The sequence below is a fragment of the Candidatus Pseudothioglobus sp. Uisw_041 genome (assembly GCF_048087625.1).
GTDB lineage: Bacteria > Pseudomonadota > Gammaproteobacteria > PS1 > Pseudothioglobaceae > Pseudothioglobus.
The window spans coordinates 157,814-175,032 of the sequence record NZ_CP159805.1 but is presented as its reverse complement, the minus strand read 5'-3'; the positions used below and the strand labels follow the sequence as shown (position 1 = coordinate 175,032).

9 protein-coding genes, 2 tRNA genes and 3 rRNA genes are annotated in these 17,219 nt (G+C 40.0%); 2 read left to right on the top strand and 12 right to left on the bottom strand.

The genetic code is table 11. The features are described 5' to 3' along the window. Positions 1-162: 162 nt before the first annotated feature. The 8 genes from ABXT44_RS00845 to gshA form a co-directional block, all read right to left on the bottom strand. A complete protein-coding gene (locus ABXT44_RS00845; protein ID WP_416687294.1) occupies positions 163-1,107 on the bottom strand; it encodes an MBL fold metallo-hydrolase in 945 nt (314 codons plus the stop codon). Positions 1,108-1,212: 105 nt separating this feature from the next. Further along, a 5S ribosomal RNA gene (gene rrf, locus ABXT44_RS00840) occupies positions 1,213-1,328 on the bottom strand. Positions 1,329-1,477: 149 nt separating this feature from the next. Continuing rightward, a 23S ribosomal RNA gene (locus ABXT44_RS00835) occupies positions 1,478-4,366 on the bottom strand. 304 nt (positions 4,367-4,670) lie between these two features. After that, a tRNA-Ala gene (locus ABXT44_RS00830) sits at positions 4,671-4,746 on the bottom strand. Positions 4,747-4,776: 30 nt separating this feature from the next. Continuing rightward, a tRNA-Ile gene (locus ABXT44_RS00825) sits at positions 4,777-4,853 on the bottom strand. Between the two features lie 90 nt (positions 4,854-4,943). Then, positions 4,944-6,484 (bottom strand): 16S ribosomal RNA (locus ABXT44_RS00820). The 16S, 23S and 5S rRNA genes sit together here with 2 tRNA genes alongside, the layout of an rRNA operon. A 366-nt stretch (positions 6,485-6,850) precedes the next feature. Continuing rightward, entirely contained in the window at positions 6,851-8,194 is a 1,344-nt protein-coding gene (gene mnmE, locus ABXT44_RS00815; protein ID WP_416687291.1) for a tRNA uridine-5-carboxymethylaminomethyl(34) synthesis GTPase MnmE, read from the bottom strand. Further along, a complete protein-coding gene (gene gshA / locus ABXT44_RS00810; RefSeq protein ID WP_416687289.1) occupies positions 8,184-9,743 on the bottom strand; it encodes a glutamate--cysteine ligase in 1,560 nt (519 codons plus the stop codon). The genes mnmE and gshA overlap by 11 nt, the downstream gene beginning before the upstream one ends. Positions 9,744-9,839: 96 nt before the next feature. Between gshA and ABXT44_RS00805 the strand changes: the two genes are divergently transcribed. Beyond that, on the top strand, positions 9,840-10,769 hold the full coding sequence (locus tag ABXT44_RS00805) for a Nudix family hydrolase (RefSeq protein WP_416687286.1): 930 nt from the start codon (positions 9,840-9,842) through the stop codon (positions 10,767-10,769). Here ABXT44_RS00805 and ABXT44_RS00800 read toward each other — a convergent pair. After that, entirely contained in the window at positions 10,766-11,032 is a 267-nt protein-coding gene (locus ABXT44_RS00800; protein ID WP_271537209.1) for a glutaredoxin, read from the bottom strand. The two genes, ABXT44_RS00805 and ABXT44_RS00800, sit on opposite strands and share 4 nt — an antisense overlap. An 88-nt stretch (positions 11,033-11,120) precedes the next feature. Next, the gene (yaaA, locus tag ABXT44_RS00795; protein WP_416687284.1) at positions 11,121-11,873 is read right to left on the bottom strand and encodes a peroxide stress protein YaaA; all 753 of its coding nucleotides are present in this window, start codon (positions 11,871-11,873) and stop codon (positions 11,121-11,123) included. Between the two features lie 126 nt (positions 11,874-11,999). Between yaaA and gltB the strand changes: the two genes are divergently transcribed. After that, positions 12,000-16,517 (top strand): glutamate synthase large subunit, encoded by a 4,518-nt coding sequence (gene gltB / locus ABXT44_RS00790; protein ID WP_416687282.1) that lies wholly within the window; start codon positions 12,000-12,002, stop codon positions 16,515-16,517. On the opposite strand, the gene ABXT44_RS00785 is transcribed toward gltB, so the two are convergent. Further along, positions 16,514-16,696, bottom strand: a complete 183-nt coding sequence (locus tag ABXT44_RS00785; RefSeq protein WP_416687281.1) for a DUF6726 family protein — start codon at positions 16,694-16,696, stop codon at positions 16,514-16,516. The two genes, gltB and ABXT44_RS00785, sit on opposite strands and share 4 nt — an antisense overlap. After that, positions 16,693-17,181, bottom strand: coding sequence for a type 3 dihydrofolate reductase (gene folA, locus ABXT44_RS00780; protein WP_416687279.1), 489 nt, complete (start codon positions 17,179-17,181; stop codon positions 16,693-16,695). Before folA ends, ABXT44_RS00785 begins: the two co-directional genes overlap by 4 nt. Positions 17,182-17,219: the final 38 nt, after the last annotated feature.

Sequence of the window (17,219 nt, the reverse complement as noted above, 5' to 3'; positions counted from 1 at the left end):
CAATGCTAATGCAAGAACTGTTTTACGGTAAGGTATAAGCTGCCCTGGAACCTTCGCAAAATAATGGTTTAGATATAGTAAAAGATTTTTCATAGTTAAGTTTAGAAAGCAGAGCTATATGATACTTATTTAATATTTAATTAATGAAATTCAAGTCTCAATTTATACTATTTTTTGCCAATAAATTAAACCTTGAGTATTTATTTTGATATCAAGCTCTAACCTTTCTCTGCAAAAATCAAGGTCTTTGACGCCAATCTTTTTAATTCCTTCTAAAAAATAATTCATCATCTTTTCTTGAATCACTTTTTCAGCATCACCCTCAGTTGCATATTTTTTTGCCAAATTGCTAACAAAATGGATACCATCTATCAACTGTTCAACTACTTTTTGAGTTGGTCTAATTGCAGCAAAATGTGTTAAGCAGACTCGCTTAGGCTTGTACTTCATTATTTTATGTATACTTTTAATCAATTCCTCTGGATCAAACTGAACTGGGCTTGTGCTTGGAAAAATATACACTTCATCATTATGATCTAAATCACGATAAGAGATGCCAAACGTATCACCAGTAAACATCGATTCTGTTTGCCTATCCCAAATGCAAAAATGATGTCTTGCATGTCCTGGGGTATCAATAAACTTTAACTCTCTTCCATTAAAATCTAAAATAAAATTGTCATCAGCCTCAATAACTCTGCTTGCCTCAATTGGAATAATTTCACCGTACAACTTCTTAAATTTTTGCTCGCCATACACAGCCATAGCTCCAGCTATTAGCTTGGTAGGATCAATCAAGTGTCTCGCCCCGCGAGGATGAACTATTAGAGTCGCATTTTGGCATTGCTTCATAAGCTCACCTGCACCACCTGCATGATCAAGATGGACATGAGTAGGGATTATATAAGCAACATCCAAAAAGCTTAGGCTATCATTCTCAAGTGCTTTTTGAACATTAGAAATACTAAAGGTGGTTCCAGTTTCTATAATCGCAACCTTATTATTCTGCTTAATAATATATATAGCTGCAAAGTCATTACTGAAATAGCCAGAATCAATTACGCTGACTCCGCTAGCAATACTCCTTACTTTAAAGTTATCAGTCATAAACTATCTGCATGATGCTTGGGATAATGGTGGTTATATTTTACGTGATTAAGATTCAGAAAAAAAAATACCCCGCCTTAAAAGGTCGGGGTATTTAGAATTAAAGCCTAGCAATGTCCTACTCTCACATGGGGAGACCCCACACTACCATCGGCGCTAAGTGGTTTCACTGCTGAGTTCGGGATGGGATCAGGTGGGTCACACTTGCTATTGTCACTAAGCAAACTGCTTACTTGAATTAAGTCTGAACTTATTTCAAGTGAATTAAAAAGTTTTTATACCAAAAAGGTATAACAAAATGGATTAAGTAAAGTTTATAAGGCATATTGCCTGTTGACACAACAACATCTCCAAATATCTTGGGTGTTATATGGTCAAGCCTCACGATCAATTAGTACTAGTTAGCTCAATACATTGCTGCACTTTCACACCTAGCCTATCAACCTCGTAGTCTTCGAGGATCTTTAGGATTATTAAATAATCAGGGAGACCTAATCTTGGGAGGGGCTTCCCGCTTAGATGCTTTCAGCGGTTATCCTTTCCACACATAGCTACTCGGCAATGCCACTGGCGTGACAACCGAAACACCAGAGGTGTGTCCATTCCGGTCCTCTCGTACTAAGAACAGCTTCCCTCAAGTCTCCAACGCCCACGGTAGATAGGGACCGAACTGTCTCACGACGTTCTAAACCCAGCTCGCGTACCACTTTAAATGGCGAACAGCCATACCCTTGGGACCTGCTTCAGCCCCAGGATGTGATGAGCCGACATCGAGGTGCCAAACACCCCCGTCGATGTGAACTCTTGGGGGGTATCAGCCTGTTATCCCCGGCGTACCTTTTATCCGTTGAGCGATGGTCCTTCCACTCAGAACCACCGGATCACTAAGACCTAGTTTCCTACCTGCTCGACGTGTCAGTCTCGCAGTCAAGCATCCTTTTACCTTTGCGCTCATTGCACGATGTCCGACCGTGCTGAGGATACCTTTGCGCTCCTCCGTTACTCTTTAGGAGGAGACCGCCCCAGTCAAACTACCCACCATGCATTGTCCCCGATCCGGATTACGGACCAAGGTTAGAACCCCAACCATACCAGGGTGGTATTTCAAGGGTGGCTCCACTCTAACTAGCGTTAAAGCTTCAAAGCCTCCCACCTATCCTACACAAGTAGGATCAGAGTTCAATGCAAAGCTGTAGTAAAGGTGCACGGGGTCTTTCCGTCTGGCCGCGGGTATACTGCATCTTAACAGCAATTTCAATTTCACTGAGTCTCGGGTGGAGACAGTGTGGCCGTCGTTACTCCATTCGTGCAGGTCGGAACTTACCCGACAAGGAATTTCGCTACCTTAGGACCGTTATAGTTACGGCCGCCGTTTACTTGGGCTTCGATCAAAAGCTTCGCGCAAGCGCTAACCTCATCAATTAACCTTCAAGCACCGGGCAGGAGTCACACCCTATACGTCCACTTACGTGTTTGCAGAGTGCTGTGTTTTTAATAAACAGTCGCAGCCACCTAGTTTTTTCAGCTCTTCTTTGCTCAATCAGCAAGTGATATCACATAACAAGAGCACACCTTCTCCCGAAGTTACGGTGTCATTTTGCCTAGTTCCTTCACCCGAGTTCTCTCAAGCGCCTTAGAATTCTCATCTCGTCCACCTGTGTCGGTTTGGGGTACGGTTTCATATAACCTGAAGCTTAGAGGATTTTCCTGGAAGCATGGTCTCACTCACTTCGCCCAAAAGAGGGCTCGTTATCACGCCTTGAAATAGAGGTTCCCGGATTTTCCTAAGAACCATTTCTACACGCTTGAACAAGGACAACCATCGCCTTGCTGAGCTAACCTACTCCGTCTTCCCATCGCAGTTATATGAAGTACGGGAATATTAACCCGTTTCCCATCGACTACGCATTTCTGCCTCGCCTTAGGGGCCGACTAACCCTACGCCGATTAACGTTGCGTAGGAAACCTTGGACTTCTGGCGAGGGGGTTTTTCACCCCCTTTATCGTTACTCATGTCAGCATTCGCACTTCTGATACCTCCAGCAAACCTCACAGTTCACCTTCAACGGCTTACAGAACGCTCTCCTACCATCGCAATAAATTGCGATCCGCAGCTTCGGTATATAGTTTAGCCCCGTTAAATCTTCCGCGCAAACCGACTCGACCAGTGAGCTATTACGCACTCTTTAAAGGAATGGCTGCTTCTAAGCCAACCTCCTGGCTGTCTGGGCCTTTTCACATCGTTTCCCACTTAACTATAATTTTGGGACCTTAGCTGACGGTCTGGGTTGTTTCCCTTTCCACTACGGACGTTAGCACCCGCAGTGTGTCTGCCGCGCTCATACTTTCTGGTATTCGGAGTTTGCAATGGTTTACTAAGCCTTGACGACCCGCTAGCCATAACAGTGCTCTACCCCCAGAAGTAATACGCGACGCTCTACCTAAATAGATTTCGGAGAGAACCAGCTATCTCCGGGTTTGTTTGGCCTTTCACCCCTATCCACAGTTCATCCCCTCATTTTTCAACATAAGTGGGTTCGCGCCTCCAGTTAGTTTTACCTAACCTTCACACTGACCATGGATAGATCACCCGGTTTCGGGTCTACTCCCAGCAACTAAACGCCCATTTAAGACTCGGTTTCCCTACGGCTCCCCTAATGGTTAACCTTGCTACTGAGAAGTAAGTCGCTGACCCATTATACAAAAGGTACGCAGTCACAGAACAAGTCTGCTCCCACTGCTTGTATGCATACGATTTCAGGTTCTATTTCACTCCCCTCCCGGGGTTCTTTTCGCCTTTCCCTCACGGTACTTGTTCACTATCGGTCAGTAGAGAGTATTTAGCCTTGGAGGGTGGTCCCCCCATATTCAAACAGCGTTTCACGTGCGCCGCCTTACTCGATTTCACAATTAAAAGATTTTCGTATACGGGACTATCACCCTGTGTCGTTGAACTTTCCAGAACATTCTACTAATCTCAAAATTGCTTAAGGGCTGGTCCCCGTTCGCTCGCCGCTACTAAGGGAATCTCGGTTGATTTCTTTTCCTCTAGGTACTTAGATGTTTCAGTTCCCTAGGTTTGCCTCCTTAACCTATGTATTCAGTTAAGGATAATGATCTTATGATCACTGGGTTTTCCCATTCGGAGATCTCCGGGTTAAAGCTTATTATCAGCTAACCGAAGCTTATCGCAGATTATCACGTCCTTCATCGCCTTCTACTGCCAAGGCATCCGTCGTATGCACTTATTCACTTGACCATATAACCCCAAAGTATCTGGGTTAATGGTTCTTTTTACACCGAGAAGTCACTAACTGCATCTTACGATACAATCGGTGAATTCTATTTTTTCAATGATAGATAAATCTATCAATGAGAATCCATATTTTTTGAAATTGTTGTGTCAATGCAATACACCTTTTTACGTTGTATTGTATTTAACAAACTTTACTTCATATCCAAATTGTTAAAGAGCTCCGAACCAAGGAATAAACCAAGGCTTGGTATAAAAACTTAAATAAGACATATAAATAAATCTTATTTAAGTTTTCATTTGAGAAAAATGGTGGAGCTAAGCAGGATCGAACTGCTGACCTCCTGGATGCAAACCAGGCGCTCTCCCAGCTGAGCTATAGCCCCAATAGAAAAACTAATAACCCAGAAAAAATATGGTGGGTCTGGGTGGATTTGAACCACCGACCTCACCCTTATCAGGGGTGCGCTCTAACCAACTGAGCTACAGACCCTTAATATCAATTAAATTGAATTTGGGTTATTGGTCTTTTTCTCTTTCTTTAATATTATCAAACAACTTGTGTGAACACTCGTACATTTCTTAAGGAGGTGATCCAGCCCCACCTTCCGGTAGGGCTACCTTGTTACGACTTTACCCCAGTCATGAATCACACCGTGGTGACCGTCCTCAATAAAGTTAGACTAGCCACTTCTGGTGCAACCCACTCCCATGGTATGACGGGCGGTGTGTACAAGACCCGGGAACGTATTCACCGTAGCATTCTGATCTACGATTACTAGCGATTCCGACTTCATGGAGTCGAGTTGCAGACTCCAATCCGGACTACGAAAAGGTTTCTGAGATTAGCTACACCTCGCGGCTTCGCGGCTCTTTGTCCTTCCCATTGTAGCACGTGTGTAGCCCTGGTCGTAAGGGCCATGATGACTTGACGTCGTCCCCGCCTTCCTCCGGTTTATCACCGGCAGTCTCCTTATAGTTCCCACCATGATGTGCTGGCAAATAAGGATAGGGGTTGCGCTCGTTACGGGACTTAACCCAACATCTCACGACACGAGCTGACGACAGCCATGCAGCACCTGTCACTGAGTTCCCGAAGGCACCAATCTATTTCTAGAAAGTTCTCAGGATGTCAAGACCAGGTAAGGTTCTTCGCGTTGCATCGAATTAAACCACATGCTCCACCGCTTGTGCGGGTCCCCGTCAATTCCTTTGAGTTTTAACCTTGCGGCCGTACTCCCCAGGCGGATAACTTAACGCGTTAGCTTCGCCACTAAGGGGTAAATCCCCCCAACGGCTAGTTATCATCGTTTACGGCGTGGACTACCAGGGTATCTAATCCTGTTTGCTACCCACGCTTTCGTACCTCAGCGTCAGTATTGGTCCAGAAAGTTGCCTTCGCCATTGATGTTCCTTCTGATATCTACGCATTTCACCGCTACACCAGAAATTCCACTTTCCTCTACCATACTCTAGTTGACCAGTTTCAAATGCAGTTCCCAGGTTAAGCCCGGGGCTTTCACATCTGACTTAATAAACCGCCTACGCACGCTTTACGCCCAGTAATTCCGATTAACGCTTGCACCCTCCGTATTACCGCGGCTGCTGGCACGGAGTTAGCCGGTGCTTCTTCTAAAGTTAACGTCAAGGCTAATGGCTATTAACCACTAGCTTTTCTTCACAATTGAAAGTGCTTTACAACCCTCAGGCCTTCTTCACACACGCGGTATTGCTGGATCAGGGTTGCCCCCATTGTCCAATATTCCCCACTGCTGCCTCCCGTAGGAGTTCGGGCCGTGTCTCAGTCCCGATGTGGCTGATCATCCTCTCAGACCAGCTAAAGATCGTCGCCTTGGTAGGCTTTTACCCTACCAACTAGCTAATCTTACGCAGGCTCATCTGATAGCGTGAGGCTCGAAAGTCCCCCACTTTACTACGAATAGATTATGCGGTATTAATCCGAATTTCTTCGGGCTATCCCCCACTATCAGGTAGATTCCTACGCGTTACTCACCCGTCCGCCACTCGACGCCTACTAGCAAGCTAGTATCGTTTCCGTTCGACTTGCATGTGTTAAGCATACCGCCAGCGTTCAATCTGAGCCAGGATCAAACTCTTCAGTTTAATCTTTGACTTTTTAGAACACTTGGCATTTTATAACCAATAGTTCAATTTTTTAAAAAGCTTATCTGCTTTTGTTTTTTATGTGCACTGCACAATTTCTTGCACGAGTGCCCACACAAGTTGCTTGATAAATTTTTAAAGAGCTACCAACTAAAAAAGTTCTTTTTGGTCGGTGAAAGCGGGAAATTATACATGCTCAAATAGTATCGTCAAGTGATATTACGAATATTTATCAAATAAACTTTAATGGGTCTAAATTGATAGGTTAAATCACCTATAAATAGCCATTAAAATCAATAATTTAGAGACTTATTTTGAACTTTCTAACTTCCTTTATTTTTTCTTTCGATAAGAAATAATTGTACGCTATTTGCCAATACAAAATGAAGAGAAGATTTCACCCAATAGATCATCCGATGAAAACTCTCCAGTAATTTGCCCAAGAGACATACCTGCCTGACGCAAATCCTCTGCTACTAACTCACTCGCCCCTCCCTCTAATTGCTTAAGAGCACTATTTATGTATATAAGAGTTTGATCAATTGAGTCAATATGTCTTTTTCGAGCAAGAAAAACTCCTTCACCATCAGAATTTAAGCCGGCAAATTGAGCTAGTGTCTTTCTTAGCAAGTCAACTCCATCACCATTCTTGGCTGAAAGACTAACCTCCAATTGGTTGTCTAGCTTTCTAACTTCAGATCTAGCATTTGACAGATCAATCTTATTTCTTATACATATAACTGGTTTATTTTTAACCAAATCAGGCAGTATTGAGAAATCAGGTGAATTGTCTTTTGTATCAAATACCAGTAAAACTACATCTGCATTATTAATTTCAGTATATGCCCTTTTAATGCCCTCTTGCTCAATAATGTCATCACTGTTATGAAGTCCAGCTGTATCAATAATATGAAGCGGCATTCCATCAATATGAATTGTTTCTTTTAAAACATCTCTAGTGGTTCCAGCAATATCTGTAACAATTGCACTCGGCTGTTTTGTGAGTGCATTAAGCAAGCTAGACTTTCCTGCATTAGGTTTTCCAGCAATTGCAACGTGAAGTCCATCTCTTAAAATTGCCCCTTGATTGGCACTCTCGAGTATATTCTTAAGTAAATCTTTTAAATTTTTAAGTTTAGTTGAGACTTGGTGAGACTCAAGAAAATCTATTTCTTCATCAGAAAAATCAATAGTTGCCTCGACAAAAACTCTTAATGAAGTTAGCTCTGCAAGTAAATGATTAATCTTTTCTGAGAATTCACCCGTTAAGGATCTTACAGCGCTCAGGGCAGACTCTTCTGAACTCGATTGAATCAAGTCTTGAACTGCTTCAGCCTGAACCAAGTCAATCTTGCCATTTAAAAAGGCCCTTTTACTGAACTCTCCAGGCTCAGAAAGTCTTGCTCCTAAAAATAAAGCAATTTCTAGAAGCTTTCTCATAACGCTCATACCGCCATGACCCTGGAATTCTACAACATCCTCACCACTATATGAGTTAGGTCCAGGGAAGTATATTGCTACTCCTTTATCAATAGTGTTGCCTTCATTATCATAAAAAGCCCCATAAAAAGCGTACCTTGGCTTTAAATCCGTTTGTAGTATTTTTTTAGAGATAACTTTAGATAGAGGGCCTGACACTCTTACAACTCCAATTCCGCTTTGGCCAATGGCAGTTGCTAATGCGCATATAGTATCTATCTTAAGCGTCATCTTCAAAATACTTTTCTAAAAATTGATCAAAATTTATAACATCTTTAGATTCAACTTCTTGTTGCTCTTTTATAGATCTAATTGAATGCTCATCTAATCTAAGGAAATAGTCTTTAACAAAAGCTTTCTCCTGATTTTGTGTTTTATATTTATGACTATATTGGTCAGTGAATTCGAAAAAACCTTTCTCCTGGCGCTGCATTTCATTAAGCATTATTGCTGATGGCGTTAAATCAGGATTATTAATTCGAATTGAAATACTTTCTACCGATTCTTGATGCGCATCACTTAATAGCTTTGAGCATTGCTTTATTTTTTCAAAAAGACTCTCACCCCAATCAGTAAGAGTTACTTTCTCACCAACATGCTCAAGAATTAAGTTAGGCTGTCTACCTTGGTGAGCAACCAAGAGAGCATTTGAGTCAATTTCTACTAATTCGGATGATGAAATCGCTGGTGAGTCCTCCAAAAGACAGAATAATAAGAAGGCTTCTAAAAACTCAATTTGCTCTTTATCAATTCCTACTTCAAGCAAAGGATTAATGTCCAGTGATCGTATTTCAATATAACCTATACCATTATTATTTAGAGCTCTAAGAGGCCTATCATTTCCATATAAAATAGGCTTTGGACGAACAGAAGAGTAGTACTCATTTGCGATTTGAAGGATATTTGTATTGAGCTGCTGGTACTCTCCATTTTTCTTTAAACCAATCTTTTCAAAATCCTCACAGCTAGTTTTCATTGCCGCACGAAGACTGTATATATAATGACATAAGCTATTATAGTTGGCCTTAACTCCTTTCTCATCCTCCTGAGAATTCTGATAACCAATATCGCCCATTCTTAGGGAAGTCGCATAGGGTAAATATAAAGTGTTGTCATCAAATTCTTCTAGGTTATGCTCATGATAGTCATGCATAAATGACTTGCAGACTGTTGCAGAAGCTCCAAATAAGTAGGGAATTAGCCAGCCATATCTCAAAACATTCCTAGTGAGTCCCATGTAGTGAACATCCATGAAGCCCTTGGAGTCAGTATCATTTGGTGATATTAATTCACGATATGACTGCCAAAACTCTAATGAAAATGAATAGTTAAAATGAATTCCAGCAATCGCCTGCATTACACTGCCATATCGATTAGAGAGGCCGCGCCTATAAACTGTTTTCATCATTCCTAAATTTGAACTGCCATAATTCGCAATAGGTATATTGGTTTGACCTCTTAATATACAGGGCATACTGGCAGGCCAAAATCGCTCATTTTCTGGCAAGTGGTGGTAAATATAATTGTGGATTGTCGTGAGCTCATCTAGAACTTGATCAGCCCCCTTTAAAGGCTGAGTGACTAATTCAAGTAAAGCCTCGCTAAAGTCTGTAGTAATTGCAGGATTTTTAAGAGCAGAGCCTAATCCCTCTGGGTGCGGCGTTTGAGCAATACTTCCATCATCTGAGACGCGTAAACCCTCTTTTTCAATTCCCATAAGGTTGGTTTTAAGGCTATCCTTAAAGGGCATAAGTGATTGGATTTTTTTGTCAAGTTTCACTATATAATTTTAAATATTAAAGTCGTTATTTTACCTCGGACTTGCGTTAACGGTGATAATAGAAAATGCATCCATCAAATACCTGAAATTAAAATCGTGCTTTATAAAAATACCAGTATTGAAGTAGTAGTCGGGATAATACACAATAGTAACAATGAGGTATTTATTGCTAAGCGTCAAAAAAATCAATTTATGGCGGGTTATTGGGAGCTTCCTGGCGGAAAAGTAGAGCCAAGAGAAGATCACCTTAGCGCAATCAAAAGAGAACTTTTTGAAGAAACAGGAATTACCGTTAAAGGCTGTAAGTTAGTTCAAAAGATTCAGCATATCTATCCTGAAAAAACTATCAATTTATCGGTTTATAGTGTTGATGATTATCTTGGCGAACCATTAGGGTTTGAAGGACAAGAAATTACTTGGAGTAGTGCAGATAAATTCAAAAATTTCAAATTACTTCCAACTATGTGGAGAATTATTCATAAATTTTCACTTCCAAAATTTTATTGGATTACGCCTGATAATCATCAATCTGATATAGTCATTAACGAATGTAAAAAACAGTTAACTAATGGGGTTAAATTTATACAACTAAGAAGTAAGACTCATCTTGATCATACTTACATAAAAAAAATAAACAGGCTCTGTAAAAAAAATCAGGCAAAACTTATCCTAAATACACCAAACAAAACCTTTAATGAACCTTGTGATGGCTGGCACCTAACGAGTTTGGAGCTAATGTCATTAAAAGAAAGGCCAGTTATTGAAGAAAAACTAATTGGCGCATCAACCCATAACATAGATGAGGCGCTGCACGCAGAGAATATTTCTGCTGATTACATCAGCTTATCACCAATAGAAAAGACACTCACTCATCCAGACTCTATACCTTTAGGATGGGAAGATGCCTCTGGCATTATTGAGAAGTGTAATTTGCCAGTTTTTTTACTTGGCGGGATGAAGAAAAATCTAGTTGAAAAAGCTTTGAGTATAGGCGCCCAAGGCGTTGCTGGAATTAGAGATATTTAAATGCGTGAACCAGTAATCTCAAAAACTTTATTATGAATATCTTCTTTGCTCATTTGTGCTAATCCATCAGACCCACCCTTACATAAGAGCTTATCATTTACAAAAATTTGAGGGACAGTTCTAAAGCCAGATTTAACAAAAAAGTCTCGCGCATCTTTGTCTTCCTGAATGTTGAGCGTTTCATATTCAATATCAAGATTATCGAGATAGTTTTTTGCTCTTGTGCAGTAAAAGCAAGAGTGCGAAGTATATACTTTAATCATTAGTAGTTTTTACACAGTAAAAGACTGGAAATAATACCAGTCAAAGGAATCAGAGGCACTTTAAATAGTTTTACAAATATTGTGGGCTTTAGTCTCTGAGATAAACCCAAGAAGAGTCACTAGAAAGTTCTTTATCAAATCTATAGCCTTCATCGACAAAATCTTTTAGTCCCTCCGGACTCTTCAATCGATTTCGTATAATGTAATTCACCATCAAACCTCTTGCGCGCTTAGCATAAATACCTATAACTTTGTATACTTCCCCTTTTTTTTCCTTAAACACAATATCCAAAACATTCGCATTTAGTGTTTTTTTATCTACAGCTTTGAAGTATTCATTGGATGAAAGATTTACTATAAGTTCAGACTCATCCTCATTGAGGACATCACTAATCTCTGTTCCCCAATACTCATAAAGATCCTTGCCTTTAGAGTTAGAAAGCTTTGTTCCCATCTCTAAACGATAAGGCTGTATTAGGTCAAGTGGCCTTATAACGCCATAAAGGCCAGAAAGCATTCGAACACTGTCTTGCGCAAAATTAAGATCATCAGTTGACAAAGTTGGGGCATCAATTCCGTTGTAAACGTCTCCTTTAAAAGCAAGTATTGCTTGCTTTGCATTTTCTCGATTGAACGGCAGTTTAAACTTTTGAAAGCGATCAAAATTCAACTTAGATAATTTCTCACTCAATGACATCAGTTTAGAAATTTGAGATTGGCTTTTCTTTTTTAAAATGCTAACCAACTCACTGGAGTTATCTAAGTTGCGAGTTTGAGAGTAAAAATCAACATCACATTGAGAAAAATCTTGCGTTTTTGAAGGTGAAATAATTGCTAACATATTAGTAATAAAATAAAAATATTCTACCTTAATATCCCCACTATAACAATATAAGTAGACAAATTTGAAGTTTAAAAATCAGCTAAAATAAGGTATTATATATTTTCAGTTTTACATTCAGTTTCCATGAAAAATAAACAATTACACCTCCCAAAGGCTCGAGGACTTTACCATCCTAATAATGAGAAGGAGAATTGTGGTGTTGGTTTTATTGCCAACGTCAAGAGTCATTCTTCTCATAAAATTACGAAAGATGCTTTAGAAATGCTCTCTCGGATGGACCACCGTGGTGCGTGTGGCTGTGAGGCAAATACTGGTGATGGTGCTGGAATCTTAACCAATATACCTCACGAATTTTTTTCTGAGGAAATTAAAACGCTATTTGGCATTGAAGTGAATGCTGGAAGTTATGGTGTTGGTAATGTTTTTCTACCTCAAGATAATAAAGAAAGTAAACATTGTATTTCAGTCATTGAAAAAGTTATAAAGGACGAAGGGCAAACTTTAATTGGTTGGCGTGATGTTCCTGTTGACTCTGATAAAGCAAATGTAGGAGATACAGCTCGTAACTCACAGCCAGTAATGAAACAACTTATTATTGGTAACTCAGAGAATATCGCTACAGAGGCTTTTGAAGCGGTTCTTTATATTATTCGAAAAAATGTCTCGAAGATTATTCGGACTGATGAGTCACTTTCTCAAGCATTGCTTTTTTATATTTGTAGTCTTTCTACTAGGGTAATTATTTATAAAGGCATGCTAATGGGCTCGCAGCTATTAGACTTTTATCCAGATCTAAATGATAAGAAATTCAGCACCTATTTAGCAATGGTTCACTCACGCTTCTCAACCAACACATTCCCCTCATGGGATCGTGCACAGCCTTGCAGGTTTATGGCCCATAATGGTGAAATTAATACTCGTCAAGGTAACTTTAACTGGATGAGGGCTCGTGAAGGAGTCTTAGAAAGTGAGATTTTTGGAGATAATTTATCAAAAACGTTACCCATAATTGAAACTGAAGTTTCTGACTCTGGTAGCTTTGATAATGTTCTAGAATTTCTATTAATGAATGGAAGATCTCTTCAGGAAGCGGTATTAATGATGGTTCCAGAAGCTTGGCAAAATGACACAGAAATGAGTCAAGAGAAAAAAGCTTTTTATGAGTATTTCTCAAATGTAATGGAGCCTTGGGATGGTCCGGCGTCTATTGCCTTTACAGATGGAAGATATATTGGAGCTGTTCTTGATAGAAATGGTCTTCGACCGTCACGTTATTATCTAACGCATGATGATCGTGTGATTATGGCATCTGAAGTAGGTGTTGTAGATGTTGCAACTAATAATGTTAAAACAAAGGGCCGCCTCAGACCTGGAAAAATGTTTCTTGTTGATTTTGAAAAAGGCAGGTTAGTTGATGATGATGAGATTAAAAATAGCTTTGCGTCTAAAAACCCTTACGGTGATTGGCTAAAAGAGCAACAAATATCTCTATCTGATTTAAAAACCAATACTAGTGAAAAAGGTTTTTTTCCAGATACACTTATCAACCGCTTACAAGCCTTTGGTTATAGCACTGAAACTCTTAAGTTTATGCTACTGCCTCTTGTAACTGAGCTGAGAGACCCAGTTGGATCAATGGGCAATGACTCGGCACTTGCGTGCCTTTCAGATCAGTCAAGAATAATTTATGACTACTTTAAACAGCTTTTTGCTCAGGTTACTAATCCAGCTATTGACTCAATTCGTGAAGAAGTTGTGATGTCCTTAAGCTGCTCAATTGGCCCTGAAGGAAATTTACTTACGAATAAAGCTGAAAATGCAAACCGATTAATCATTGATCACCCAATTCTAACAAATGAAGAAATATCCTCACTCAAAGAGTGCAATCATCGAGGATGGACAAGTAAAACAATTGATATCACCTATGACATAAACGAAGGCCAGAGCCTAAGTAAAATGCTTGACTCAATTTGCGTACAAAGCACCCAAGCTATTAATGATGGTCATAGCCTTGTCGTATTATCTGATAGAAAAATTGACTCTCAGCGAAATGCTGTAAGCGCACTCCTAGCATCTTCTGCAGTTCACCGGCATTTAGTGGCCACCCATAAGCGAACTCAAGTTGGAATAATTGTTGAAACTGGTGAGGCTAGAGAAGTTCATCACTTCTGCCTATTGACGGGCTTTGGTGCAGATGCTATTAATCCTTACCTAGCTTTTGAAGCCTTATGGCAGGCAAGAAGAGATAACTTAGTAAATCTAGAAAATGATGAGGCTATAGTCAGTGCATATCGTAAGGCAATAGCAAAGGGAATGCTCAAAGTGATGGCTAAAATGGGCATTTCAACACTTGCTTCATATAAGGGCGCTCAAATCTTTGAGGCTGTTGGTTTGTCTGATGAGGTCATGCATAAATGCTTTTTCGAAACGGCGAGTCGCATTAGTGGTGTTGGATTTGACGTCATTCAAACTGAATCTGAACAGCAACATAAAAAAGCATTTCTCTCTAACTCGCTCAATAATCTTGGTCATTATGCTTGGCGAAGTGGTGGTGAAAAACATATGTGGGAGCCAGAAACTATTACAAGCTTGCAGCAGGCTGCTAGAAGTAATGATCAACATGCTTACTGGGAATTTGCTAAAAAATCTAATGAAGAGGGTACTAGAAATTGCACTCTTAGAGGGCTCATGTCATTTAAATCAGGCACCTCAATTGATATTGATAAAGTTGAATCAGCAAAAGAGATTGTCAAAAGATTTGTTACAGGAGCAATGAGCTTGGGCTCAATATCTCCAGAATCCCATGAATCTCTTGCAATTGCTATGAATCAAATAGGTGGTAAATCAAATACTGGTGAGGGCGGAGAAGATCCAAATCGTTGGACTCCAGATGCCAATGGAGACTCTAGGCGAAGCGCGATCAAGCAAGTGGCCTCTGGTCGATTTGGTGTTACCATTGACTACCTAAATAATGCTGATGAACTCCAAATTAAGGTTTCACAGGGCGCCAAACCTGGTGAAGGTGGGGAACTTCCTGGTGGCAAGGTGGATGATTTTATTGCCAAAATACGCTGCTCAACTGCGGGTGTTGGTCTAATTAGCCCACCACCGCATCATGATATTTATTCTATTGAAGATTTATCACAGCTTATTTTTGATCTTAAAAGATCTAATCCTGCAGCTCGAATTAGTGTCAAGCTAGTTTCTGAAGTTGGTGTAGGAACTGTTGCTGCAGGAGTAACTAAAGCAAAATCAGATCATATTGTTATTGCTGGACATGATGGTGGAACTGGCGCCTCTCCGTTAACCTCAATTAAACATGCAGGACTTCCTTGGGAGCTAGGCGTTGCTGAAACTCACCAAACACTGGTAATGAATGATTTGCGCTCAAGAGTAGTTATTCAAACTGATGGGCAACTAAAGACAGGTAGAGATGTTGCAATAGCTGCATTATTAGGGGCTGAAGAGTTTGGTTTTTCTACAGCACCACTTATAACATTAGGCTGCATTATGATGCGGAAATGCCATCTCAATACTTGTCCAGTTGGCATTGCAACTCAAGACAAAGTCTTACGTAAAAAGTTTACTGGTAAGCCAGAACATGTCGTTAATTACTTGTTTATGGTGGCAGAGGATTTACGTATTATTATGGCGGAACTTGGGTTTAAAAAACTAACTGACATGGTTGGTCGAGTTGATGTGCTTGAGATGAACAAAGCAATAAATCACTGGAAGCAAGACTCAATTGACCTTAATAAGATATTAACACCTGCTGATAATCAATATAGGAATGCGGGCACCTATCAAACTATAAAACAAGACCATCAACTCAATGAACAACTGGATCATGATTTAATTGCTAAATCAAAAAAGGCTATTGAAGGAAATGGTAAAGTTAAATTTAAATCAAACATTTCTAATGTTGACAGAGCTGTTGGTGCTATGCTTTCCTCACATATTGTCAAAACTAGAAATGGTAATAATCTAAAAAATGGCTCAATAGATATTGATTTTAAAGGCTCTGCAGGTCAGTCTTTTGGGGCATTTCTTGCAAATGGAGTAACTCTATCGATTGAGGGTGATGCTAACGATTATGTTGGTAAGGGCCTGTCTGGTGGTCGGATTGTTATTTATCCACCAAAAGACTCCACCTACTTAGCGCATAATGAAATTATTGCTGGAAATGTTTGTGGATATGGTGCTACTGGAGGTGAAATGTATTTATCAGGACAGGTTTCAGAGCGTTTCTGTGTCAGAAACTCTGGACTGATTGCTGTTGTTGAAGGAATTGGCGATCATGGTTGTGAATATATGACAGGTGGGCGCGCAGTAATACTGGGCGAAGTTGGTCGTAACTTTGGCGCCGGGATGAGCGGCGGAATAGCCTTTGTATATAATCCTAACTTAACTCTTCAGGGGAGGTCTAATTCATCTACGATAGACTTTGATCCAATGGATAAAGAATCCACTTCAGAGTTATTTGAATTTATAACCAATCATTTCGAATTGACTGGCTCAAAAATAGCTGAAAAAATACTCAGCAATTGGAATGAAGAAATAACTCATTTTGTCAAAGTAATGCCAAAAGCTTTAAAAGAAGTTCTTGCTGCTAAAAGTAAGCAGTTACTTCAAGCAAGTTAAATAGGTATTGCGTCGATTACATCAGCGCTTGCGCCCAAGACACTATTTACTCCATCGCCAACTACTGGTATTACAGATATAACTGCTCCAGTAACCCTCATAGGAACAGTAACAACTTTAGTAAAAACGCAGCCTGATAGGTACAAAGCTATTAAACCAAATAAAATAATATTTTTCATGATTGCCTCTCTAAGACGAGAAAGTGATAAGCATGCTGATTCGATGCATCAGGAAGATGGGAGTCACAGCTAACCTGTCGCCAATCCGACTCATCATATTCTGGAAAATAGATATCCCCATCAAATTTACCTTCAATTTTTGTAATATAAAGTCTACTAACTTGGGGCAATAATTGCTCGCAAAGACTTGCTCCCCCAATGATCATTACCTCATCTTCATCTTCAGTGATTGAGAGGACATCATCAATGCTAGATAAAACTTCACAGCCTGTGATTAAAGTTTTTAAATTTCGAGAAATTACAATATTACGACGATTTGGTAAAGGCCTGCCAATAGAGTCATATGTTTTTCGACCCATTACAATTGACTTTCCCGTAGTAATTTTTTTAAAATAAGCAAGATCTGCAGGAAGATGCCATGGCAACTTATTGTCTTTACCAATCAGACGATTTTCATCCATTGCGACTACTATTGATAAGCTCATAAATTCTGCCTGATTGAAGTAAAATATTAGAATATTTT